General features: G+C 64.2%; 23 protein-coding genes. 15 read left to right on the forward strand and 8 right to left on the reverse strand.

Going from position 1 to position 21,299, the window contains the following annotated elements:
- Positions 1 to 40 precede the first annotated feature (40 nt).
- A complete protein-coding gene (locus C8N43_RS16720; protein ID WP_107846882.1) occupies positions 41 to 946 on the forward strand; it encodes a hydroxyacid dehydrogenase in 906 nt (301 codons plus the stop codon).
- 83 nt (positions 947 to 1,029) lie between these two features.
- Here the strand turns inward: C8N43_RS16720 and C8N43_RS16725 are convergent, their stop codons facing one another.
- From C8N43_RS16725 to C8N43_RS16735, 3 genes are read right to left on the reverse strand one after another with little or no spacing between them, the layout of a single operon-like run.
- Positions 1,030 to 1,362 carry a carboxymuconolactone decarboxylase family protein gene (locus C8N43_RS16725; protein WP_107846883.1) on the reverse strand — a complete coding sequence of 111 codons (333 nt, stop codon included), beginning with the start codon at positions 1,360 to 1,362 and terminating at the stop codon, positions 1,030 to 1,032.
- 3 nt (positions 1,363 to 1,365) lie between these two features.
- Positions 1,366 to 2,121 carry an amino acid ABC transporter permease gene (locus C8N43_RS16730; RefSeq protein WP_107846884.1) on the reverse strand — a complete coding sequence of 252 codons (756 nt, stop codon included), beginning with the start codon at positions 2,119 to 2,121 and terminating at the stop codon, positions 1,366 to 1,368.
- On the reverse strand, positions 2,121 to 2,840 hold the full coding sequence (locus C8N43_RS16735; protein WP_146174254.1) for an amino acid ABC transporter ATP-binding protein: 720 nt from the start codon (positions 2,838 to 2,840) through the stop codon (positions 2,121 to 2,123). Before C8N43_RS16735 ends, C8N43_RS16730 begins: the two co-directional genes overlap by 1 nt.
- 135 nt (positions 2,841 to 2,975) lie before the next feature.
- Between C8N43_RS16735 and C8N43_RS16740 the strand changes: the two genes are divergently transcribed.
- The 8 genes from C8N43_RS16740 (at position 2,976) to C8N43_RS16775 (ending at position 11,652) form a co-directional block, all read left to right on the forward strand.
- The gene (locus tag C8N43_RS16740; RefSeq protein ID WP_107846886.1) at positions 2,976 to 3,746 is read left to right on the forward strand and encodes a transporter substrate-binding domain-containing protein; all 771 of its coding nucleotides are present in this window, start codon (positions 2,976 to 2,978) and stop codon (positions 3,744 to 3,746) included.
- A gap of 78 nt (positions 3,747 to 3,824) precedes the next feature.
- Positions 3,825 to 4,295 carry a DM13 domain-containing protein gene (locus tag C8N43_RS16745; RefSeq protein WP_107846887.1) on the forward strand — a complete coding sequence of 157 codons (471 nt, stop codon included), beginning with the start codon at positions 3,825 to 3,827 and terminating at the stop codon, positions 4,293 to 4,295.
- Between the two features lie 98 nt (positions 4,296 to 4,393).
- On the forward strand, positions 4,394 to 5,974 hold the full coding sequence (locus C8N43_RS16750) for an ABC transporter substrate-binding protein (protein WP_107846888.1): 1,581 nt from the start codon (positions 4,394 to 4,396) through the stop codon (positions 5,972 to 5,974).
- A 144-nt stretch (positions 5,975 to 6,118) separates the two neighbouring features.
- Positions 6,119 to 7,684: an ABC transporter substrate-binding protein gene (locus C8N43_RS16755; protein WP_107846889.1), complete on the forward strand. Its 1,566-nt coding sequence runs from the start codon at positions 6,119 to 6,121 to the stop codon at positions 7,682 to 7,684.
- A 92-nt stretch (positions 7,685 to 7,776) separates the two neighbouring features.
- A complete protein-coding gene (locus C8N43_RS16760) occupies positions 7,777 to 8,757 on the forward strand; it encodes an ABC transporter permease (RefSeq protein ID WP_107846890.1) in 981 nt (326 codons plus the stop codon).
- Positions 8,758 to 8,825: 68 nt separating this feature from the next.
- On the forward strand, positions 8,826 to 9,719 hold the full coding sequence (locus C8N43_RS16765) for an ABC transporter permease (protein ID WP_245913091.1): 894 nt from the start codon (positions 8,826 to 8,828) through the stop codon (positions 9,717 to 9,719).
- Positions 9,716 to 10,693 (forward strand): ABC transporter ATP-binding protein, encoded by a 978-nt coding sequence (locus C8N43_RS16770; protein WP_107846892.1) that lies wholly within the window; start codon positions 9,716 to 9,718, stop codon positions 10,691 to 10,693. Before C8N43_RS16765 ends, C8N43_RS16770 begins: the two co-directional genes overlap by 4 nt.
- Positions 10,690 to 11,652 carry an ABC transporter ATP-binding protein gene (locus C8N43_RS16775; RefSeq protein ID WP_107846893.1) on the forward strand — a complete coding sequence of 321 codons (963 nt, stop codon included), beginning with the start codon at positions 10,690 to 10,692 and terminating at the stop codon, positions 11,650 to 11,652. The genes C8N43_RS16770 and C8N43_RS16775 overlap by 4 nt, the downstream gene beginning before the upstream one ends.
- Positions 11,653 to 11,699: 47 nt before the next feature.
- On the opposite strand, the gene C8N43_RS16780 is transcribed toward C8N43_RS16775, so the two are convergent.
- The 3 genes from C8N43_RS16780 to C8N43_RS16790 form a co-directional block, all read right to left on the reverse strand.
- On the reverse strand, positions 11,700 to 12,197 hold the full coding sequence (locus C8N43_RS16780; protein ID WP_107846894.1) for a hypothetical protein: 498 nt from the start codon (positions 12,195 to 12,197) through the stop codon (positions 11,700 to 11,702).
- Positions 12,190 to 13,254 carry a hypothetical protein gene (locus C8N43_RS16785; protein WP_107846895.1) on the reverse strand — a complete coding sequence of 355 codons (1,065 nt, stop codon included), beginning with the start codon at positions 13,252 to 13,254 and terminating at the stop codon, positions 12,190 to 12,192. The genes C8N43_RS16780 and C8N43_RS16785 overlap by 8 nt, the downstream gene beginning before the upstream one ends.
- A 102-nt stretch (positions 13,255 to 13,356) precedes the next feature.
- A complete protein-coding gene (locus C8N43_RS16790) occupies positions 13,357 to 13,809 on the reverse strand; it encodes a MarR family winged helix-turn-helix transcriptional regulator (protein ID WP_107846896.1) in 453 nt (150 codons plus the stop codon).
- Between the two features lie 61 nt (positions 13,810 to 13,870).
- Here C8N43_RS16790 and hmgA point away from each other — a divergent pair, with 61 nt between their 5' ends.
- The 6 genes from hmgA to C8N43_RS16820 are packed head-to-tail and all read left to right on the forward strand — an operon-like array spanning position 13,871 to position 19,632.
- Entirely contained in the window at positions 13,871 to 15,232 is a 1,362-nt protein-coding gene (hmgA, locus tag C8N43_RS16795; protein ID WP_107846897.1) for a homogentisate 1,2-dioxygenase, read from the forward strand.
- A complete protein-coding gene (locus tag C8N43_RS16800; RefSeq protein ID WP_107846898.1) occupies positions 15,229 to 16,185 on the forward strand; it encodes a fumarylacetoacetate hydrolase family protein in 957 nt (318 codons plus the stop codon). Before hmgA ends, C8N43_RS16800 begins: the two co-directional genes overlap by 4 nt.
- Positions 16,182 to 17,132 (forward strand): MBL fold metallo-hydrolase, encoded by a 951-nt coding sequence (locus tag C8N43_RS16805; RefSeq protein WP_107846899.1) that lies wholly within the window; start codon positions 16,182 to 16,184, stop codon positions 17,130 to 17,132. The genes C8N43_RS16800 and C8N43_RS16805 overlap by 4 nt, the downstream gene beginning before the upstream one ends.
- On the forward strand, positions 17,129 to 17,863 hold the full coding sequence (locus C8N43_RS16810) for a hypothetical protein (RefSeq protein WP_107846900.1): 735 nt from the start codon (positions 17,129 to 17,131) through the stop codon (positions 17,861 to 17,863). The genes C8N43_RS16805 and C8N43_RS16810 overlap by 4 nt, the downstream gene beginning before the upstream one ends.
- Entirely contained in the window at positions 17,860 to 19,443 is a 1,584-nt protein-coding gene (locus tag C8N43_RS16815) for an FAD-dependent oxidoreductase (RefSeq protein ID WP_107846901.1), read from the forward strand. The genes C8N43_RS16810 and C8N43_RS16815 overlap by 4 nt, the downstream gene beginning before the upstream one ends.
- Positions 19,444 to 19,632 carry a DUF2783 domain-containing protein gene (locus C8N43_RS16820; RefSeq protein ID WP_107846902.1) on the forward strand — a complete coding sequence of 63 codons (189 nt, stop codon included), beginning with the start codon at positions 19,444 to 19,446 and terminating at the stop codon, positions 19,630 to 19,632.
- On the opposite strand, the gene gph is transcribed toward C8N43_RS16820, so the two are convergent.
- Positions 19,606 to 20,265 carry a phosphoglycolate phosphatase gene (gene gph, locus C8N43_RS16825; protein WP_245913066.1) on the reverse strand — a complete coding sequence of 220 codons (660 nt, stop codon included), beginning with the start codon at positions 20,263 to 20,265 and terminating at the stop codon, positions 19,606 to 19,608. The two genes, C8N43_RS16820 and gph, sit on opposite strands and share 27 nt — an antisense overlap.
- Positions 20,262 to 21,293, reverse strand: a complete 1,032-nt coding sequence (locus C8N43_RS16830; protein ID WP_107846903.1) for an L-idonate 5-dehydrogenase — start codon at positions 21,291 to 21,293, stop codon at positions 20,262 to 20,264. Before C8N43_RS16830 ends, gph begins: the two co-directional genes overlap by 4 nt.
- Positions 21,294 to 21,299 lie beyond the last annotated feature (6 nt).

Genomic DNA, 21,299 nt, shown 5'->3' on the forward strand with positions numbered 1-21,299 from the left:
CAAAGCCGCTCCGGGGCGGCCTGACGCGCGCGGGGGAGCCATGCAAAAAATCATCATCACCGAATTCATGGACGAGGCGGCGGTCGACGACCTGCGCGCCGATTTCGACGTGACCTATGACCCCGCCCTGGTGGACGCCCCCGATCTTGACCTGTCGGAGGCCGACGCGGTGATCGTGCGCAACCGAACGCAGCTGCGCGGGGCGCTGCTGTACGGCGCGTCCCGGCTCAAGGCGGTGGGCCGCCTGGGCGTGGGGCTCGACAACATAGACCTCGACGCCTGCGCCGCGCGCGGCATCAAGGTCTTCCCCGCCACCGGGGCCAATGATCTCAGCGTGGCCGAATACGTGCTGTGTTCCGCCATGGCCCTGCTGCGCGGCGCCTATTTCGGCCAAGACCGCATGATCGCGGGCGACTGGCCCCGGCAGGAGATGTCTGGCCGCGAGCTTTCGGGCAAGACGCTGGGCCTGCTGGGCTACGGCTCCATCGCCCGCGAGACCGCGCGCGGCGCGCGGGCGCTTGGCATGCAGGTCATTGCCATGGACCCGTTCGCCACGAATTTCGACGGTGCGACACAGGTCGACACGCTCGACGCCCTCGCCGCGAACGCCGATGTGCTCAGCCTGCATGTCCCCCTTACCGATGGCACGCGCCACATCATCAACGCCGATGCGCTGGCCAAGATGAAGTCTGATGCGATCCTGATCAACGCGGCCCGCGGCGGCGTGGTGGATGAGGCCGCACTGGTCGCTGCCCTGACATCCGGCAGTCTCGGCGGCGCGGCGCTGGATGTGTTCGAGACCGAACCGATGACCGAACAGAGCGGCGGCGCTTTCGCCGACACGCCCAACCTGATCCTGACGCCGCACATCGGCGGCGTCACACAAGAGGCCAACACCCGCGTCTCCGCCCTGACAGCCAAGAACATCCGGCAGGCACTCACCTAGCCTTTTTCTTTGTTCCGAAAATACGGCGGGGGTGCGGGGGCAGAGCCCCCGCGGAGCGACTGCCGCAAGGCAGGCGCAAAGCCTCAGCTGAACTCCTCGAACGCTTTCAGCGCCTTGGCGGAATAGGCATAGGATGGACCCCCGCCCATATATGTGGCCATCGCCAGCGCCTCGACCAGCTCGTCGCGGGTGATACCCAGCCGGATCAGCGATTTGACGTGAAAGCCGATGCAGCTGTCGCAACGGGTCGCGATTGCGATGCCCAGCGCCATGATCTCCTTGGTCTTCTCATCCAGCGCGCCGGGTTTCTTGGCAAACGTGCCCATCGTGGTGAACGCTTTCGCCGTCTCCGGCATTTCGCGGGCCAGCACGCCGATATTCTCGACGGTCTCGTCCATAAATTCGGTCCAGTTCATCGCTTATCCTCTCTCATCCGATCCCATCTTGCGTTCCAGCCAGCGCACGCCGGCCGAGATGATCAGCACCAGCACCAGATATTCCACGATCAGCAGCGTGTAGATTTCCAGCGGGCGGTACTCGGTGACGACCAGCTCATTGGCGCGCCGCGTCAGCTCCTGCATGCCGATCACCGACGCGAAGGCCGACATCTTGACGATGTAGATGAACTGGTTGGCCAGTGGCGGCAGGATGCGCCGGATCGCCTGCGGCAGGATCACATAGCGCATGGTCTGCGCATAGCTCAGCCCAACCGTGCGCGCGGCCTCGGCTTGGCCCTTGGCGATGCTCTGGATGCCCGCGCGATAGATCTCGGCCGTGAACGCCGAATCCGAGATCGCCAGCGTGATGATCGCCCCCCAGAACGGATCGATATTGACGTTGATCCCCATCGACTTGAAGACAATCGGCAGGCCGTAGAACACCCAAAACAGCATCGGCAGCAGGGGGATCGCCCGGATCAGCTCGACATAGACCCGGTTGATCGCCCGCACCCCGCGCCGGGTCGACAGGCCGGGCAAGGCCACCAGCAGCCCCAGCACGATCGAGATCGAGGCCGCGATCACCGACAGCAGGATCGTGGCCCCCATGCCGTTGATCAGGAATTTGATGTTGGTCCAGCCCTGCGGCGTGGACGGGTTGATCACGTACCAACCCCAGTTGCCGGACGAGCTGCAGCCCGCCAGTGCCAGCAGCAAAACGAAAGCAAACCAGCGCATCAGTGCTGCAAAATCTGGTTGAGGAACGTGCGGCAGCGCTCGGATTTCGGGTTGGCGAAGAACTCGGCGGGCGGTCCGGTCTCGACGATCTCGCCCGCATCCATGAACACCATCTGATCGGCCACCTTCCGGGCAAAGCCCATCTCATGGGTCACGACGACCATGGTCATGCCCTCCTCCGCCAGCTCGATCATCACGTCGAGCACTTCGGAAATCATTTCCGGGTCCAGCGCCGATGTCGGCTCGTCAAACAGCATCACCCGCGGCTCCATGCACAGCGAGCGCGCGATGGCGACCCGCTGTTGCTGGCCGCCGGACAGTTGCGACGGGCGCTTGTCGGCCTGCTCCGGGATGCGCACGCGGTCGAGATATTTGCGCGCCCGCGCCTCGGCCTCCTTGCGCGACAGGCCACGCGATTTCATCGGGCCTAGCACGAGGTTCTCCATCACCGACAGATGCGGGAACAGGTTGAACTGCTGGAAGACCATGCCGACCTCGGACCGGATCGCCTCCTGCGCCGCAGCCGAGCCGTCCAGCGTCACGCCCCCCACCTTGATCACGCCTTTTTGATGCTGCTCCAACTGGTTGATGCAGCGCACCACCGTCGATTTGCCCGATCCCGACGGGCCGCAGACCACGACGCGGTCGCCGGTCCTGACCGTTAGATTTATGCCCTTGAGAACCTGAAAGTCGCCAAACCACTTATCTACATCGACCATCTCAATGGCATTTTCTGTCACGGGCGGGCCTTTCCATCTGCTCGCTTGAGGTTATGTGTCAACTTCTCTTAACATCAACCCATTCTTTCCAAGCGGCGCATGGACGCCGCGACACCAACTCGGAGACTTCCCAACATGAAACAATTCGCAAACGCCCTCGCGGCGCTGGCCTTTGGCGCGGTGATGAGCACCGCCGCATTGGCCCAATCGGCCCTGAACGAAATCCTCGACGGCGGCACATTGAAGGTCGGCACCACCGGCGACTGGAACCCGATGTCCGTGCGCGACCCTGCCACCAACAGCTACAAGGGCTATGACATCGACGTCATGACCGAGCTGGCCAAAGACCTCGGCGTCGCAGTCGAGTTCGTGCCGACCGACTGGAAAACCCTCGTCAACGGCGTTGTGGCAGGCCAGTACCACATGACCGGCTCCGCCTCGATCTCGCCCGCGCGCATGAAGGTCGCAGGCTTCTCCGAAAGCTACATCGCGGTGGAAATCTTCCCCTTCACGCTGAGCGAGAAGGCCGGTGAGTTCAACGGCTACGACTCGATCAACAAGGAAGGCGTGACCGTCGCCACAACGTTGGGCACCACCTTCGAGAGCCTCAGCAAGGAGTGGTTCCCGAACGCCACCATCAAGGTCGTCGAGGCGCCCGCCCGCGGCTATCAGGAAGTCATCGCCGGCCGCGCGGATGTGTTCATCACCTCCAACATCGAAGGCTCGACGCTCGATGATAAATTCCCGATCGAGCGCGTCGCAGGCACCGAGCCCCGCGCGCCCTCGCCCATCGCGATGTTGCTGCCGCAGGACGACCAGGTCTGGATCAACTACGTCAACAACTGGGTGAAGGTGAAGAAGGCTCAAGGCTTCTTCGACGCCACCGCCGAGAAATGGGGTCTGTAACTCCGGACGCCCCGCACTGTTAACGCAAACCGCCCCGTGCCATGCTCGGGGCGGTTTTTTGTTGCGAGAAGAGGCACCATGACACGCTGGATCATCAGGCTGATCACCCACGGAATTGCCGCCGCCATCGGCTTTGCGCTTGGCATTTACCTTTTGCCGATCCTGACGGCCCCGCCATCGCCCGATGCGGCCATGCTGGAGGCGCAGGCCGAAGGGGCCGCCTTCACCGCCGAGTTGACCCGCGATCTGCGCGGCAGCGATTTTCTGCATTGGGGCGAGGGCACGATCAGCGTCACCGACACCCAGATCATCCACACCGGCGCGCTGGCCCCGGGCCCCGATTACATGGTCTACCTGACGACCGAGTTCGTCGAGCATGAGGACGAGTTCACCCCGATCAAGGATCAGGCTGCGCTGGTCGGTCCGGTCAAGACGTTTGGGGGCTTCCTGCTGGATCTTCCGGCAGGCGTGGACCCCGCCGCCTACACGACCGTGGTGGTTTGGTGCGAAAGCTTTGGCGAGTTCATCACCGCTGGCAAATATCGCTGATCAAATCTTGGGCGAGCGCCGCTTTTTCCGGCGCGCCCCCTTGCCATTCTGACCAAATGGTCAATTATCGGCGGCTTCAATACCCAGGGAGTCCGATAATGAAAAAGACCACAGCTCTTCTCTCCGCCGCCGCATTGCTCGCCACCACGGCGCTTGCCTCGGCCGAGACCCTTCGCTGGGCCCGCGCGGGCGACGCGCTGACCCTTGATCCACACGCCCAGAACGAAGGCCCGACGCACACCGTGCGCCACCAGATGTACGAGCCGCTGATCATCCGCGATGTGACAGGCGCGTTCGAGCCCGCGCTCGCCACCGATTGGGCCCCCAAGGAGGGCGATCCGAATGTGTGGGTGTTCAACCTGCGCCAGGGCGTCAAATTCCACGACGGGGCCGACTTCAACGCCGAGGACGTGGTCTTCAGCTTCGAGCGCGCCAAGCAGCCCAATTCCGACATGAAAGAGCTGATCAACTCGATCACGGAGGTGCGCGCGGTGGATGACTTCACCGTCGAGATCGTCACCGACGGGCCGAACCCGATCCTGCCTTCGAACCTCACCAACTTGTTCATGATGGACAAGGGCTGGTCCGAGGCGAACAACACCGTCAACGTGCAGGATTTTGAGGGTGGCGAGATCACCTTTGCCACCACGAACGCCAACGGCACCGGGCCCTACGTGCTGACCTCGCGCGAGCCGGATGTGAAAACCGTGATGACCCGCAACGAAGATTACTGGGGCCGCGATCAGTTCCCGATGGAAATTTCGGAAATCGTCTACACCCCGATCCAGAACGCCGCGACCCGCGTGGCGGCCATGCTGTCGGGCGAGGTGGACTTCCTGCAGGACATGCCGGTCCAGGACCTTGAGCGCGTCAACAATGCGCCGGGGCTCGTGGTCAAGCAGGCCCCGCAGAACCGCGTGATCTTCTTCGGCATGAACCAGGGCGCCGATGATATCGAGGCCGACAATGTCGACGGCAAGAACCCGTTGGCCGACGTGCGCGTGCGCCGCGCCATGTCGATGGCGATGAACCGTGATGCGATCCAACAGGTCGTGATGCGCGGCCAGAGCCAGCCCGCGGGCATGATCGCGCCGCCCTTCGTCAACGGCTGGACCGCTGATATGGACGCCGAAAGCTCCACCGATATCGAAGGGGCCAAGGCCCTGATGGAAGAGGCAGGCTATGGCGACGGCTTCTCGATCCGGCTGGACTGCCCCAATGACCGCTATGTCAATGACGAGGGCATCTGCCAGGCCGCCGTGGGCATGCTGGCCCAGATCGGCGTGACCGTGAACCTTGACGCCAAGCCCAAGGCGCAGCACTTCCCGCTGATCACCGACGGCAAGACCGACTTCTACATGCTGGGCTGGGGCGTTCCGACCTATGACAGCGAGTATATCTTCAACTTCCTCGTGCATGGCCGCGAAAGCGACATCGGCACCTGGAACGGCACCGGCTTCGACAATGACGAGCTGGATGCGAAGATCAAGTCGCTGGCCTCCAACACCGATCTGGAAGCGCGCAACGCCGACATCGCGTCGATCTGGCGCGTGGTGCAGGACGAGCAACTCTACATCCCGATCCACCACCAGGTGCTGAACTGGGGCATGACTGACAAGATGGGGATCGAGGTCGACCCCGAGGATCAGCCCAAGGTCAAGTACTTCTCGGTGAACTAAGGCACGGCCCCAAATCCCGTCTGGTTTCGTTTTGGCGAAAATACTCCGGGGTTTGGGGCAGCGCCCCAATAAAAAATCACGGGCGCGCGGTTACGCGCGCTCTGTTTGGTCAAAGAATGACCCCGCCTGAAAGGACCCCCTGACATGTTGAGATTGTCCATCACCACCGCCGCCGCCCTCGTGCTGGCCGCGCCGGCCTTTGCCGCCGAATTCAAATGGGCCGAGACCACCGACCCGCAGACCATGGACCCCCATGCGGTGAACTCCGCCGCCGTGCTGGGCTTCCTCAACAACGTCTACGAGGGCCTTGTGCGCCGCAACAAGGACATGGTGATCGAGCCCGCGCTCGCCACCTCGTGGGAGCCCATCGGCGACGGCGAAGGCTGGCGTTTCACCCTGCGCCAGGGCGTGACCTTCCATGACGGGGCGGAATTCAACGCCGATGACGTGATCTTCTCTTATGAGCGCGCAAGCTCGGAGCAGGCGGACACGTCCAGCTGGTTTGCCCCCGTCTCGGGCGTCAACAAGGTCGACGACTACACCGTCGACATCATGACCATCGCGCCAAACCCGATCTTCCCCGACAGCATCGCCAATTGGATGATGATGGATAGCGGCTGGGCCGAGGCCAATTCCGCCACGCGCCCCGACAAGGATCAGGGCAACTACGCCACGATCAACACCAACGGCACCGGCGCCTTCAAGGTCACCGCCCGCGAGCCGGGCCTGCGCACCGTGCTGGAGCCCCATTCCGGCTGGTGGGGCGAGGTCGAGCACAACCTGACCCGCGCCGAACTGACCCCGATCCAGAACCCCGCCACCGCCGTCGCGGCGCTGCTGTCGGGCGATGTGGATTTCATCAACCCGGTGCCTATCCAGGACGCCGCGCGTCTGGCCTCGTCCAGCGATGTGAAGGTGATCCAGGGCATCGAGGCCCGCGTGATCATGCTGGGCTTCCCGCATCAGGCGGAGACGCTGAAATACGGCGCGGATGAGGGCAAGCCGAACCCGTTCCTCGACGTGCGCGTGCGCGAAGCGGTCGCCAAGGCGATCAACGTGCCTGCGATCCTGCAGACGATCATGCGCGGCAATGCCGAAGAAGCGTCCCAGCTGGTGAGCCCCGCCATGCGCGGCTACTCGGAAGCCAACGCCGCGCGCCCGGCCTTTGACGTCGAGGGCGCCAAGGCGCTGCTGGCCGATGCCGGCTACGCGGATGGCTTTTCGTTTGGGCTGAAATGCCCCAATGACCGCTACCTCAATGACGAGGCTGTCTGCCAGGCCGTGGTCGGCATGCTGGCCCAGATCGGCGTGAATGCCGAGCTCGACGCGATGCCGGTGCGCAACTACTGGCCGGAGCTGCGCGAGGACAATTTCGACATGTACCTGCTGGGCTGGTCGCCGGGCACGTTCGACGCCGAGCACCCGATCCGCTTCCTGGCCACCACGCCCAATGCGGAAAAGAAGCTGGGCAGCTGGAACTTCGGCGACTACTCCAACGCCCGCATCGACGAGATGCTACCCGCGATCCAGTCCGAGCTGGATGATGCCAAGCGTCAGGCGATGCTCGATGAGGCTGCGAAGATCCTGCAAGACGAGCACGCTTATGTGCCGCTTTACGTGCAGCCGCTGGTCTGGGGCGCGAAGGCGAATGTCGAGCTGACGCAGCGCCCGGACAACTTCTTCATCCTGCGCTGGGTGACGGTAAACTAAGGCTTTGCGCCGCGGCCTTCGCCGCGTCGCCACGCGGGGGGCTCTGCCCCCCGCACCCCCCGCCCGTATTTTCAGAACAAAGAAAGAGCGACATGCTTGCATTTGTGATCCGCCGGGTCTTTCAGTCTTTGTTGGTTTTGCTGGTCGTGGGGCTTGTGGCCTTTTCCATGTTCCGCTTCGTGGGCGACCCGATCGACAACATGCTGGGCCAGGAGCGCACGCAGGAGGACGTGGAGCGGCTGCGCACGCAGTTGGGGCTCGATCAGCCCTTTCCCATCCAGTATCTGAAGTTTCTCGAAGGGGCGGCGCAGGGCAATTTCGGAGTGAGCTACAGGCAGGGGCGGCCCGTGTCGGAAATCCTCGTCGAACGCGCGCCCGCGACCCTAGAGCTGGCGGCGGTGTCGGGCTTTCTGGCCATATCCATCGGGATCGGCTTGGGCGTGTTCACGGCCATCAGGCGGGACGGGTTCGTGGCGAATTTCATCATGTCGACCTCATTGATCGGAGTCTCGCTGCCGACCTTCCTGATCGGGATTTTGCTGATCTACCTGTTCTCGGTCGAGCTGGGCTGGTTGCCAAGCTTCGGGCGCGGGGAGACCGTCAAGATCGGCTGGTGGAGTACCGGGTTTCTGACCTCGTCCGGCCTGCAGGCGTTGATCCTGCCCTCGATCACGCTGGGGCTTTACCAGATGACGCTGATCATGCGGCTGGTGCGCTCGGAGATGCTGGAGGTCCTGCGGCAGGACTATATCCGCTTTGCCCGCGCCCGCGGGCTGAAGGAGCGCGCGGTGAACTTCCGCCATGCGCTCAAGAACACGCTGGTGCCGGTGATCACCGTCACCGGCCTGCAGCTGGGCGCGATCATCGCCTTTGCGATCATCACCGAAAGCGTCTTTCAGTGGCCCGGGGTGGGCCTGCTGTTCATCAACGCGATCCAGTTCGTCGACATCCCCGTGATGGCCGCCTACCTGATGCTGATCTCGGTGATGTTCGTGGGCATCAACCTGATCGTGGACCTGCTTTATTTCGCCATTGACCCGCGGCTGCGGGCCGACCGTGGGGGGGCGCATTGATGTCCGACCAGACCAACCTCAAGCGGCTCGAGGTCGCGATCAAGGACCCCTCGCTGTGGCGCGTCGCGATGGACAGCGACTTCGTCTACAAGTTCAAGCGCTCGCCCGTCGCCGTCGTCTCCACGGTGGTTGTGCTGATCTTGATCCTGTCGGCGGTCTTCGCCCCGCTGATCGCCCCCTTCAACCCGTTTGATCCGTCCTCGCTAAACCTGATGAACGGCTTCTCGAAGCCGATGGAGCCCAACGCCTTTACCGGCGACACGTTCTGGCTGGGCACCGATGATCAGGGGCGCGACGTGTTCTCGACCATCCTGTATGGCATGCGCATCTCGCTATTCGTCGGCGCCGCTGCCGTGCTGCTGGCCATGGTGATCGGCATCACGCTTGGCCTGCTTGCGGGCTATGTGGGCGGCTGGACCGAGACCCTGATCATGCGTGTGGCCGACGTGCAGCTGACCTTCCCGTCGATCCTTGTGGCGATGCTGATCACCGGGGTCGCCAAAGGCTTCACGCCCGTCGAATACCGCGACCAGATGGCGGTTATCGTGCTGATCGTGGCCATCGGCCTGTCGGATTGGGTGCAGTTTGCGCGCGTGGTGCGCGGGGCAACGTTGGTCGAGAAGAACAAAGAATACGTGCAGGCCGCGCGGTTGATCGGGCGCAAGCCCGGGGCGATCATGCTGCGCCACATCCTGCCCAATGTACTGTCGCCGGTGCTGGTGATCGCGACGATCTCGCTGGCCTTGGCCATCATCGCGGAGGCCACGCTGTCCTTCCTCGGCGTGGGCGCGCCGCCGACCCAACCGAGCCTTGGCACCCTGATCCGCATCGGGCAAGGCTTCCTGTTCTCGGGCGAGTGGTGGATCCTGCTCTTCCCCGCCGTGACCCTGCTGGCGCTGGCGCTGTCGGTGAACCTGCTGGGCGACTGGCTACGCGATGCATTGAACCCGAGGCTTAAATGACCGCTGTTCTGTCTATCCGCGACCTGACGGTCGAAATCCCCACGCGCCATGCGGTGCTGCGGCCCGTGGATGGGGTGTCGTATGATATCGCCGCGGGCGAGATCCTGGGCGTCGTGGGCGAAAGCGGCGCGGGCAAGTCGATGGCGGGCAATGCCGTCATTGGGCTGCTGACCCGACCTGCGCATATCGCGGGTGGCGAGATTTACCTGAAGGGCGAGCGGATTGATCACTTGGAAGGCGAAGCGATGCGGCGCCTGAGGGGCAAAGAGATCGGGATGGTGTTCCAGGACCCGCTGACCTCGCTCAACCCGCTGTTGCGCATCGGCGATCAGCTGACCGAGACGATGCTGGCGCATCTCGACATCTCGGAGAGCGAGGCGAAGAAGCGCGCGATTGCGGCGCTCGAAGAGGTCGGCATCCCCGCCGCCGCCGAGCGGGTGGACAGCTACCCGCATGAGTTTTCCGGCGGCATGCGGCAGCGGGTGGTGATCGCGCTGGCGCTGTGTGCCGAGCCGTCGCTGATCATCGCCGATGAGCCGACCACCGCGCTGGATGTGTCGGTGCAGGCGCAGATCATCGCGCTGTTGCGCAAGCTCTGCCGCGAGCGGGGCACGGCGGTGATGCTGATCACCCATGATATGGGCGTGATTGCCGAGGCAGCCGACCGCGTGGCCGTGATGTATGCCGGGCGGCTGGCGGAGCTGGGGCCGGTGCGCGAAGTGATCACCTCGCCCGATCATCCTTATACAGATGGGCTGATGGGCTCTACGCCGCTGGCCTCAAAAGGTTTGGATCGATTGCGGCAAATCCCGGGCTCGATGCCGCGGCTGGAGAATATCCCGCCCGGCTGCGCCTTTGCACCGCGCTGCCCGTACGTTCAGGAGAAATGCCGCGTCGATCCCGGACCGAAACGAGATGGCGGCCGCGCCGCCTGCTGGTTCCCCCTGCCCGACGAAGTGGAAGCGACAGCATGAGCCTGATCGAGATCAAGAACCTGACGCGTGTCTTCGACGTCTCCAAGCCGCTGCTCAATCGCATTGTCGAGCGGTTGCCGAAGGCGCTGCTGACCGCCGTCTCCGACGTGAGCTTCGAGGTTGAGGAGCGGTCCGTCTACGCGCTGGTGGGCGAGAGCGGATCCGGCAAGTCGACCATCGGCAAGATGATCGTGGGGCTTTTGAAGCCCTCGGGCGGGAACGTGACGATCGCGGGCGTGGACTTCTTCAACGAGGATGACGCGGCCAAGATCGACAAGACACGCTCTGATCTGCAGATGATTTTCCAAGACCCCTATGCGTCGCTGAACCCGCGTTGGCGGGTGCGCGACATCATCGAAGAACCGGTTGTCTCACGCGGCGGCAAGGGTAATGGGCTGGCCGAGAAACTGCTGGAACAGGTGGGGTTGTCAGCGGCGGATGCGGGCAAGTTCCCCCACGAGTTCTCAGGCGGGCAGCGGCAGCGGATTTGCATCGCGCGGGCGCTGGCGAGCGAGCCGAAGGTGATCGTCTGCGACGAGCCGACCTCCGCGCTGGATGTGTCCGTGCAGGCGCAGGTGCTGAACCTGATGAGCGATCTGAAGGATGATCTGGGGCTGACCTACGTGTTCATTTCCCACGATCTGACCGTGGTGCAGCACATCGCCGACCGGATCGGAGTGCTTTATCTGGGGCGGCTGGTGGAGGAGGCGGCGCCCGATGCGCTGTTCGACGACCCCAAGCATCCCTACACCCAGATGCTGTTTGCGGCGGCACCGAAGATGGATGGGTTCGGCCGCGAAGTGGAGCCGCCTAAGGGCGAGATCCCCGACCCGATCAACCCGCCCACGGGCTGCGCGTTTCACCCGCGCTGCCCGATCGCGGTCGACCGCTGCTCCGCCGAGCGGCCGGACATGCGCGACCTGGGCGGGCGGCGGGTGGCATGCCATCTGGCTGAGTAAGCTGCCCGCGTATCCACATCTGAAACCTGAAGAACGATCTCGCGCGCCTAAGAGCCCCCCGCCGCGGCGGGCGCGCCTTGGTTAATCGTTGTACGGGCCTCGATCTGCGCGCCGTTCAGCGTCAAGTACGCATGGTCATTGGTGCTGAGGCTCACCACGATTTCGTGCTCCCCCTCCGGCAGGCTCGGGATGTGGAAATGAGGCCCGTAGAGCCGCGCGATCTTGATGTCGTTGACATAGAGGTGGCCGTGCCCGGTCCCCGGCACGTGGTTGGAGTTGACGGCCTGCGGGGTGAAGGTGAAGTTCGAGGTCTCTACCGTCAGGTTCCAGCCATCCATGGGGTCCGGTTCCACGGTGATTTCAAGGCTCGGGGCCTCGTCGGCTGCGACCTCCAGCGTGCCATGCATCATCTCATGCTCGCGCGTCTCGGCGGCCGTAGGCTGCGCCGGCATCTCGCGAAACAGCGGCGCGAGCAGCACGCCGAGAAACACACAGCCGATGCTCAGGTAGATCAGGTACGGAAATCTGAGGGAGAGTTTACGCATCTCGCGGCACCCCTACCGTTTTGACCCGTGTGTTCTGCCGCGTCTCGGGGATCAGGTCGGTCACCCGAAGCCGCTGCCCGTAGCCCAGCAGGATCAGCACCAGCGCGACCCCGATCACCGGCATATGGCCCACGAATTCCGCCAGCGCGGCCTCGTTGTTGCCCTCGATCAGGAACAGGACATTGGACGCGAAAAGGACGGTCGACAGGGCCAGCACGTTGAGCCGCGTGGTGGTGCCAAGGACGAGGATCACGCCGAAGATGACCTCCACGAAGCCCGCCGACAGAACGAACAGCCGGTCCGAGAAGAACTCGAACCCCATCGCATAGACGAAATTCCACTGATAGGCCGCGAGGAAGCTTTCGGCCATGATGGCGCCAAACAGCTTCTCGGCCAGGCCAAGCGTGATCAGCGAGATGCCCGTCATGATGCGCAGCAGCGCGACGGAGTAGGGCTTGAAGCGCGCGCGCAGCTCCTCGGTAGGCAGGTGGTTGATCAGCAGGAACACGGCGATGCCCACCATGATCAGGTATTCAAGGGCCGCCAGCAGGCCAAACTGGATCGCCAACCCAAGATGCAGCAGGATCATCAGGATCGACGCGTGGCGGATAAAGCGGTTTGCGATCAACAGGATGCCGATAATGGCCTGCGCGACGATCAGCACGGTCCCGAAGCTGCCATAGGCGTCGAGATGCGGGGCAACGATCGCCCCCTCATAGGCGGTCAGCAACAGCGACATGCCCGTGAAGATGCGCAGGATTTCGATGAAGTCGTGGCGGGTCTTGCTGTCGACGATGCGCACATTCGGCAACCGCGTATCCAGCACCACGGAGGTCGCGACCAGACACAGCGAGATTGCGATCCAGATCAGCACCTCGGGGTCGGTGAGACTGTAGGCCTCGAAGTATTCAACCGTGGCGTTACCATCGACGAACCAGCGCACATGGGCCATGGCCATCGGCGCGAAGCCTATATTGGCCGCGAGCAGTGCGACCACGCCAAGCTGCGCCTTGATCGAACGGGGCGTTCCACCGCCCGAGGCGGATCGGGCGCGCATCTGTCTGTTTTTTTTCATACCGCAGGACCTAGTGCGGTGCGCGAGATTTCAATTCGCAGGCGCTGTGCAGATATGAACTGGTTTGGCCGTACGCGCAGATATTTACGGGTCGGTCCCCGCGCGCCCCTTGGGCTGCGCCCCGGCGATCTGGATCAGGCTTTCGCGCAGGATCGCCACCGTCTCTGCGGGCAGGTCCTTGACCAGCTCTGCCTCAAAAGCGCGGGCCTCGGTCGCGAGATCGCCATAGACCACCTGCCCCCGCTTGGTCAGCGACAGGCGCGCCTGCCTGCGGTCGTCGCTCTGCTGCGTGCGGATCAGGAAGCGCTTGGCTTCCAGCGCGCTGGCGGCCCGGCTGACCTTGGTCTTGTGCAGCCCCGCGCGGCCGCAAATCTCGGTCGCCGTCAGCGGGCCGTAGCGGCCAAGGTGGAACAGCACGCGCCACTCGGTTCGAAGCATCCCGTAGCGCGCCTTGTAGAGCCGCTGGAACTCCAGGCTCGACGCCTCGGCGGCGCGATTGAGCAGGTAGGGCAGAAAGGTCTGGAGGTCGAAAGACATGCGCACGCGCCTTGTTAGTTACAAAATCAACTAATATGACTCGAACCCAAAGGAGGCCAGCATGAACATCCAAAGCGATCAGACCGGGCTGACCATGGCCCCTACCCCGACAGGCACCCACGCGGGCTACATGCCGGGCTTCGGCAATGATTTCGAGACCGAGGCGCTGCCGGGCGCGCTGCCCCAGGGCATGAACTCGCCGCAGAAGGTGAACTACGGGCTTTACGGCGAGCAGCTGTCGGGCACCGCCTTCACCGCGCCAAGCCACCAGAACGAGCGGACATGGTGCTACCGCATCCGCCCGTCGGTCAAGCACACCCACCGGTTCGAGAAAATCGAGCTGCCCTACTGGAAATCCGCCCCGCATATCGACCCCGATGTCGTCTCGCTGGGACAGTACCGCTGGGACCCGGTGCCCCATGGCGACGGCGCGCTGACATGGCTGACCGGCATGCGCACCATGACGACGGCCGGCGATGTAAACACACAAGTCGGCATGGCGTCCCACATCTACCTGGTCACCGCATCGATGGTGGACAGCTACTTCTACTCCGCCGATTCAGAGCTGCTTGTGGTCCCGCAGGAAGGCCGCCTGCGCTTTTGCACCGAGCTGGGCGTGATCGACATCGAGCCGCAGGAGATCGCGATCCTCCCGCGCGGGTTGGTCTACCGGGTGGAGGTGCTGGACGGCCCCTGCCGCGGCTTCGTGTGCGAGAATTACGGCCAGAAATTCGCGTTGCCGGGGCGTGGCCCCATCGGGGCCAATTGCATGGCGAACCGGCGTGATTTCAAGACGCCCGTCGCCGCGTTCGAGGACCGCGATGCAGCCTCCACCGTCACCGTCAAATGGGCGGGGCAGTTCCATGAGACCAAGATCGGGCACTCGCCGCTCGACGTCGTGGCGTGGCATGGCAACTACGCGCCCTGCAAATACGACCTGCGCACCTACTGCCCGGTGGGCGCGGTGCTGTTCGACCACCCGGACCCCTCGATCTTCACCGTGCTGACTGCCCCCAGCGGGGTCGAAGGCACGGCCAATATCGATTTTGTCCTATTCCGCGACCGCTGGATGGTGGCCGAGGACACGTTCCGCCCGCCCTGGTACCACAAAAACGTCATGTCGGAGCTGATGGGCAATATCTACGGCATCTACGACGCCAAGCCCAAGGGCTTCGTGCCCGGCGGCATGAGCCTGCACAACATGATGCTGCCCCACGGGCCGGACAAAAACGCGTTCGAGGGGGCGTCGAACGCCGATCTGAAAGCGGAGAAGCTGGCCGACACGATGAGCTTCATGTTCGAGACGCGCTTCCCCCAGCACCTGACGGCCTTCGCCGCCAAGGAGGCCCCGCTACAGGATGACTACATCGACTGCTGGACAGATCTGGAGAAGAAATTCGACGGAACACCGGGCAAGAAATGAAGATCGCAAGCCTGAATGACGGGACCCGCGACGGGCAGCTGGTTGTCGTGTCGGACGACCACCAGACCCAGCGGCCCTGCACCGACGGGACGCTGCGCGCGGCTCTTGATGCCGGTCGTCTCGTCCCGGAATTCACGGAGCAGCCCTTTGCCGACACGCTCTGCGGCGCCGTGCTGCCACGGGCGACGCAGTTCCTCGATGGCTCGGCCTATGTGAACCATGTCGATCTGGTCCGCCGCGCGCGGGGGGCAGAGATGCCAGAGCGCTTCTGGACGGACCCGCTGATGTATCAAGGGTGCTCCACCTTTCTGGGGCCGACCGACGACATCACCGGGGACCCGGACTGGGGCATCGATTTCGAGGCCGAGGTCGCGGTCATAACCGGCGATGTGCATCAGGGCGTCAGCGCGGACGAGGCTGCGGGCTTCGTTGAGTATATCATGCTGATCAATGACATATCCCTGCGCGGCCTTATCCCCGGTGAGCTGGCCAAGGGCTTTGGCTTCGTGCAGTCGAAGCCGCCCTCTGCGACATCTCCGCTTGCCGTCACCCCGGATGACTGCCCCGGCTGGGACGGGCGCAAGCTACACGGCGCGCTGTGTGTGGACCTGAACGGCGCGGCGTTTGGGCGCGCGGATGCGGGCATGGATATGACCTTCGACTTTGGCGCGCTGATCGCCCACGCCGCCAGGACGCGTCCTCTGCCCGCGGGCACGGTGATCGGGTCGGGCACGATTTCCAACCGCGACGCGGATGGCGGCCCGGGCCGCCCGGTGGCCGATGACGGCGCGGGCTATTCCTGCATCGCAGAGCAGCGCATGGTCGAGACCATCAAGACCGGCGCCCCCGTCACGCCCTTCCTGCAGCGCGGTAACCGCGTCAGGATCTGGATGGAAGACGAAACCGGCGCCTCCATCTTCGGCGCGATAGATCAAAAGGTATCAACCACATGAGCAAAGCCTTCGCCTCTCAAGGGGACATAACCGAGAAGACAATCACCTTCGATGAGGTGGGCCGCGACCTGTGGGCCTTCACCGCCGAGGGCGATCCGAACTCCGGCGTCATAATCGGCGACGACAGCGTCATGGTGGTCGAGGCGCAAGCCACGCCGCGTTTGGCCGAGAAGGTGATCGAGAAGGTCCGCTCGGTCACCGACAAGCCGATCAGCCACTTGGTGCTGACCCATTACCACGCGGTTCGGGTGCTGGGCGCTTCGGCCTACGGGGCCGATCAGATCATCATGTCCGACGCCGCCCGCGGCATGGTCGAAGAGCGCGGGCAGGAGGACTGGGACAGCGAGTTCCAACGCTTCCCGCGCCTGTTCGAGGGCCATGAAAGCATCCCCGGCCTGACCTATCCGACCACGACCTTCAGCGATGCGATGACGGTGTATCTCGGCAAGCGCCGGGTCGATATCAAGCATATCGGCCGTGCGCACACGGCGGGGGATGCGGTGATCCATGTGCCCGACGAGAACGTGATGTTCACCGGCGATATCGTGGAGGACCACTCGGCCTGTTATTGCGGTGACGGCTATTTCGGCGACTGGGGCGGCACGCTGGACCGGATCGCGGCCTATGACGTGGACGCCATCGCGCCGGGGCGCGGCGGGGCGCTGGTGGGCAAGGACGCGGTGGCGCGCGCAATCGAGAGCACGCGCGATTTCGTCGACAGCACCTATGCGCCCGCCGCCCGCATCGCCGCCCGGGGTGGCTCGCTGAAGGAGGCATGGGACGCGGTGCGCGCAGCGTGCGACCCGAAATTCAAGGACTACGCCATCTACGAGCACTGCCTGCCATTCAACGTCTCCCGCGCCTTTGACGAGGCGCGCGGCATCGCGCACCCGCGCATCTGGACCGCCGCCCGCGATTTGGAGATGTGGGAGGCATTGCAGGGGTGACGGGCACGGCTCCCAAAATCGGATGCGGGCTGGAGACGCTCGCCGAGCTGTCTGACCCAAAAGCGCTGGCCAGTCTGATTGCCGACGCCGCCCGCTGGCCCAGTCCCGCCGCCTTTCACACGCTTCCGGTCTGGTTTCCCGAAACCGCGCGCAAGCAGCCGCTGTTCAAGGCCCGCTGGTCCAAACCGATGCTCAACAAGGGCAAGGAAAAATTTCAAGGCAACACAGAGGCAAATCGGGCGTTGACACAGGCCCTCGGCACAACCTCGAAAACACGCGCCAACTGGTCCTGCTGTCACATCTGGGGCAATGACGACCAGCTTTATCAATCGTCTCGCTCGGAGGTGAACGATCGGCGCTATTTCAGCTGCCTCGCAAACATGGTGCTGCTTCCAGTCCCGTTGAAATCCTTTACCGACACGGTCCCGGGCCTGAAGGCCGCGCTGAGGATCGCGGCACATCGGCTCTACGGCTTTATGCCCTCGGGCCGCACCCGCCCCGACCTCGACGACGCAGAGGACTGGCTGCCCGACAACTGGCGCGCTGGCGAAATTCCTGGCGTGATGCCACTGAGCGCCCTCGTGCAAAAACGCATACGGGCGCGGTTTGCCACCTTCGTTGCGGATTACCAGGAGAGCCCCGGACACTATCCCAAGGCGGAAGTGCGGGATGTGATCACATACTGGCGCAAGCGTCAGCCCAAAAGCCTGTTTTCGGAGGTGGCACTGTGAAGGACACCCATGAAAACACCGGGCTGCTTTACCCTTACGCGAAAGTGGCGGCGCAAGATCAAGCGCCCGTGCGTCATCCGGTTGTCATCGTGGGCGGCGGGCCGGTGGGTCTCGCCTGCGCGCTCGATCTGGGGCTGCGGGGGACGCCGGTCCTGCTGCTCGACGAGGCGGAGGGCGTGGGCGTAGGCTCGCGCGCGATCTGCTTTGCCAAGCGCACGCTGGATATCGCCGACCGGCTGGGCTGCGGGCAGGCGATGGTCGACAAAGGCGTCGTGTGGAATGTGGGCCGGGTGTTTCACGGCGAGGGCGAAATCTACCAGTTCAACCTCGCGCCGGAGGGCGGGCATCGCAATCCGGCCTTCATCAACCTGCAGCAATACTATTTCGAGACCTTCCTCGTCGAGCGTATCCACGCCGCCCAAGCCGAAGGCGCGCCCATTGAAATCCGGGGCGGCAACCGCGTGGCCTCTATCTCGCAATCCGACCATGTGGCGCTGGAGGTCGAGACACCGGACGGCACCTACGGCATCGAGGCGGACTGGCTCGTGGCCTGCGACGGCGCGCGCTCACCCCTGCGAGACATGCTGGGCATGAGCTTCGAGGGGCGCGTGTTCGAGGACAATTTTCTGATCGCGGACGTCAAGATGACCGCCGATTTTCCGACCGAGCGGTGGTTCTGGTTCGAGCCGCCGTTCAAAGGCGCGGGGCATTCGGCGCTGCTGCACAAACAGCCCGACGACATCTGGCGCATCGACTTCCAGCTGGGCTGGGACATCGACCGCGCCCGCGAGCTGGAGCCCGCAAATGTGCGGCGCAGGGTCGATGCGATGCTGGGCGAGGGCGTGGAGTACGAGCTGGAATGGACCTCGATCTACACGTTCCAATGCCGCCGGATGGAGCGGTTTCGCAAAGGCCGCGTGTTGTTCGCGGGCGACAGCGCGCATCAGGTCTCGCCGTTTGGCGCGCGTGGCGCCAATTCGGGCGTGCAGGATGCCGAGAACCTGGCCTGGAAGCTGGACGCGGTGCTGCGCGGCGCACCCGAGAGCCTGCTTGAGACCTACGAGGAAGAGCGGATCGCGGCCGCCGACGAGAACATCCTGAACTCGACCCGAGCCACGGACTTCCTGACGCCGAAATCCGAGATCAGCACGATTTTCCGCAATGCGGTGCTTGATCTGGCGGGCAAATACGCCTTCGCACGGCCGCTGGTGAACTCGGGCCGCTTGTCGGTGCCGTGTGTCTATGACGGGCTGTCGCTCACAGGCGAGGACGCGTTGGACGGGCCCGCAGCGACCCGCCCCGGCAGCGCCTGCGTCGACGCGCCGGTGGGCGACGGGTTCCTGCTAGGGCGGCTGCCGCAGGGCTTCTGCCTGCTTGCGCTAAACTGCTCCGCTGCGACCGACCTGTGCGAGACGGTGGAGTTGGAAGCCGCGCCCGGATCGCGGCTGGCGGAACGGTATCTGGGCCGCGCGGCGCAGGCGGTCTACCTGATCCGCCCCGACCACCATATCGTCGGGCGCTGGCCCGCCTTCGACGCGGACAAGATCAACGCGGCGCTGACGCGCGCGAAAGGGGGCTAGATGCTGAACCTCGAGCCGAACATTCCCGATGGGGACGGGTTTTACGACGAGCTGCTGGCCGCCCACCAAGGGCTGAGCAAGGATGAAAGCGACGCGCTGAACGCGCGTTTAATTTTAGTGCTGGCCAACCATATCGGGGACCGCGACGTGCTGCGCGAGGCCCTAAAGGCTGCTGGCGAAGCGGGTTAGGTCCAGCCCCTCCCACGCGTCGAATGTCTCGTCAGGGCGCAGGCCCTGCACGGGCGAGGGCTGGTAGCCGCCGGTGTAGAAGGCGAAGGCCACATCCGCGTTGCGGGCGGTTTTGAAGTCGGTGACGCTATCGCCCACGTAGAGGCACTCCTGCGCGGTTATTCCCAACATCGTGGCAGTGTGCAGCAACGGCAGGGCATCAGGCTTCTTGGCCTGTGTGGTGTCGCCCCCGGTGATGACGTCGAAATACCGGCTCAGATCAAGCGCGTCGCACAGGTCGCGGGCTGGCGTTTCGGGCTTGTTGGTACAGATCGCCATCGGCAGATCGAGGCCGTCGAGCACCCCGCGCACGCCCGGAAAGAGCGTCGTCAGAGTAGTCAGATCAGCGGCGTAGGCGCGGTGCATCTCGGCCACGTGGGGCCCGATGTCCGACGGCGCGCCACCGGTGACGCGCAAGGCGCGCTCGACCAGCTTTTCGATGCCGTTGCCGATGAAACTGATGGTCTGCTCCAGCGTGATCGGCGGGCGGTTCGCTGCGGCCAGCATCACGTTGCACGCCGCGTGCAGATCGGGGGCGGAATGAACCAGCGTGCCGTCGAGATCGAAGATGATCGCCTTGAGATCGGTCATCATGCGAAGCTGATCTGTGTTTTCATGGCGCGGGAGCGGTCGCCTGCCAGCTCGAACGCCTCGACCGCATCGGCCAGCGGCAGGGTCTGGGTGATGAACGGCTTCACGTCGATCAGGCCCTTCTGCATCAGCGAGACGCCAGTGTGGAATTCCGAGTGGAAGCGGAAGGAGCCCTTGAGGCTCAGCTCTTTCGCGGTGATCGCCATCATCGGCAGGGACATGTCACCGCCAAGGCCCAGCTGCACGATGGTCCCGCCGGGGGCCATGGCGTGGATGCCCGCGCTCAGCGCCGGGGCCGCGCCGGAGCATTCGAACAGCACATTGAAATGGCCCTTCTCGGGGGTGTATTTCTCCAGCCCGTCGGGAGCTTGGCCCATGTTGATGACCTCGTCCGCGCCCGCCTGTTTGGCCATGCCAAGGGTGAAATCGCTCAGATCGGTGGCTACGATATGATCTGCGCCTGCGCGCCGCGCGGCGAGGATGCACAGGATGCCGATGGGGCCACAGCCGGTGACGAGCACCGACTTGCCCAGCATCGGCCCGGCCTGCCGCGTGGCGTGGAGGCAGACCGCCAAAGGCTCCGCCATGGCGGCCTCGCCCGGGGTCAGGCCATCGGCCACGGCGCATTGCGAGGCGTCGGCGTTCAGAACTTGGCGGAAGGCGCCTTGGATGTGGGGAAACGGCATCGCGGAGCCGTAGAAGCGCATGTTTAGACATTGGTTCGGCTGACCAGCGAGGCAGAACGTGCAGGAGCCGCAGGGGCGCGAAGGGGAAACCGCGACCAACTGGCCCTCAGCCAGCCCGGTGACGCCTTCGCCCAATGCTGTGATATGGCCCGCAACCTCGTGGCCCAGAACCATCGGCTCGCGCAGCTTGATCGCGCCGAAGCCGCCGTGCTGGTAGTAGTGCAGATCAGAGCCGCAGATACCGCCCGCGGCCATGGTCACCTGCACCTCGCCGGGGCCCGGGGGCGCGACCTCCTGCTCTTCGATGCGCAGGTCGCGCGGGGCGTGGATCACAAGGCTTTTCATGGCAGG

Source organism: Litoreibacter ponti (assembly GCF_003054285.1).
In the GTDB taxonomy this organism is placed as follows: Bacteria; Pseudomonadota; Alphaproteobacteria; order Rhodobacterales; family Rhodobacteraceae; genus Litoreibacter; species Litoreibacter ponti.

What these genes read in the sequence shown, in the direction of transcription:
- C8N43_RS16730 (WP_107846884.1), bottom strand. Translation starts at nt 2,121, where the DNA reads ATGCGCTGGTTTGCTTTCGTTTTGCTGCTGGCACTGGCGGGCTGCAGC.
- C8N43_RS16735 (WP_146174254.1), bottom strand. Translation starts at nt 2,840, where the DNA reads ATGGTCGATGTAGATAAGTGGTTTGGCGACTTTCAGGTTCTCAAGGGC.
- C8N43_RS16830 (WP_107846903.1), bottom strand. Translation starts at nt 21,293, where the DNA reads ATGAAAAGCCTTGTGATCCACGCCCCGCGCGACCTGCGCATCGAAGAG.
- C8N43_RS16740 (WP_107846886.1), top strand. Translation starts at nt 2,976, where the DNA reads ATGAAACAATTCGCAAACGCCCTCGCGGCGCTGGCCTTTGGCGCGGTG.
- C8N43_RS16775 (WP_107846893.1), top strand. Translation starts at nt 10,690, where the DNA reads ATGAGCCTGATCGAGATCAAGAACCTGACGCGTGTCTTCGACGTCTCC.
- gph (WP_245913066.1), bottom strand. Translation starts at nt 20,265, where the DNA reads ATGATGACCGATCTCAAGGCGATCATCTTCGATCTCGACGGCACGCTG.
- C8N43_RS16820 (WP_107846902.1), top strand. Translation starts at nt 19,444, where the DNA reads ATGCTGAACCTCGAGCCGAACATTCCCGATGGGGACGGGTTTTACGAC.
- C8N43_RS16725 (WP_107846883.1), bottom strand. Translation starts at nt 1,362, where the DNA reads ATGAACTGGACCGAATTTATGGACGAGACCGTCGAGAATATCGGCGTG.
- C8N43_RS16760 (WP_107846890.1), top strand. Translation starts at nt 7,777, where the DNA reads ATGCTTGCATTTGTGATCCGCCGGGTCTTTCAGTCTTTGTTGGTTTTG.
- C8N43_RS16785 (WP_107846895.1), bottom strand. Translation starts at nt 13,254, where the DNA reads ATGCGCGCCCGATCCGCCTCGGGCGGTGGAACGCCCCGTTCGATCAAG.
- C8N43_RS16800 (WP_107846898.1), top strand. Translation starts at nt 15,229, where the DNA reads ATGAAGATCGCAAGCCTGAATGACGGGACCCGCGACGGGCAGCTGGTT.
- C8N43_RS16755 (WP_107846889.1), top strand. Translation starts at nt 6,119, where the DNA reads ATGTTGAGATTGTCCATCACCACCGCCGCCGCCCTCGTGCTGGCCGCG.
- C8N43_RS16790 (WP_107846896.1), bottom strand. Translation starts at nt 13,809, where the DNA reads ATGTCTTTCGACCTCCAGACCTTTCTGCCCTACCTGCTCAATCGCGCC.
- C8N43_RS16745 (WP_107846887.1), top strand. Translation starts at nt 3,825, where the DNA reads ATGACACGCTGGATCATCAGGCTGATCACCCACGGAATTGCCGCCGCC.
- C8N43_RS16805 (WP_107846899.1), top strand. Translation starts at nt 16,182, where the DNA reads ATGAGCAAAGCCTTCGCCTCTCAAGGGGACATAACCGAGAAGACAATC.
- hmgA (WP_107846897.1), top strand. Translation starts at nt 13,871, where the DNA reads ATGAACATCCAAAGCGATCAGACCGGGCTGACCATGGCCCCTACCCCG.
- C8N43_RS16750 (WP_107846888.1), top strand. Translation starts at nt 4,394, where the DNA reads ATGAAAAAGACCACAGCTCTTCTCTCCGCCGCCGCATTGCTCGCCACC.
- C8N43_RS16780 (WP_107846894.1), bottom strand. Translation starts at nt 12,197, where the DNA reads ATGCGTAAACTCTCCCTCAGATTTCCGTACCTGATCTACCTGAGCATC.
- C8N43_RS16720 (WP_107846882.1), top strand. Translation starts at nt 41, where the DNA reads ATGCAAAAAATCATCATCACCGAATTCATGGACGAGGCGGCGGTCGAC.
- C8N43_RS16770 (WP_107846892.1), top strand. Translation starts at nt 9,716, where the DNA reads ATGACCGCTGTTCTGTCTATCCGCGACCTGACGGTCGAAATCCCCACG.
- C8N43_RS16765 (WP_245913091.1), top strand. Translation starts at nt 8,826, where the DNA reads ATGGACAGCGACTTCGTCTACAAGTTCAAGCGCTCGCCCGTCGCCGTC.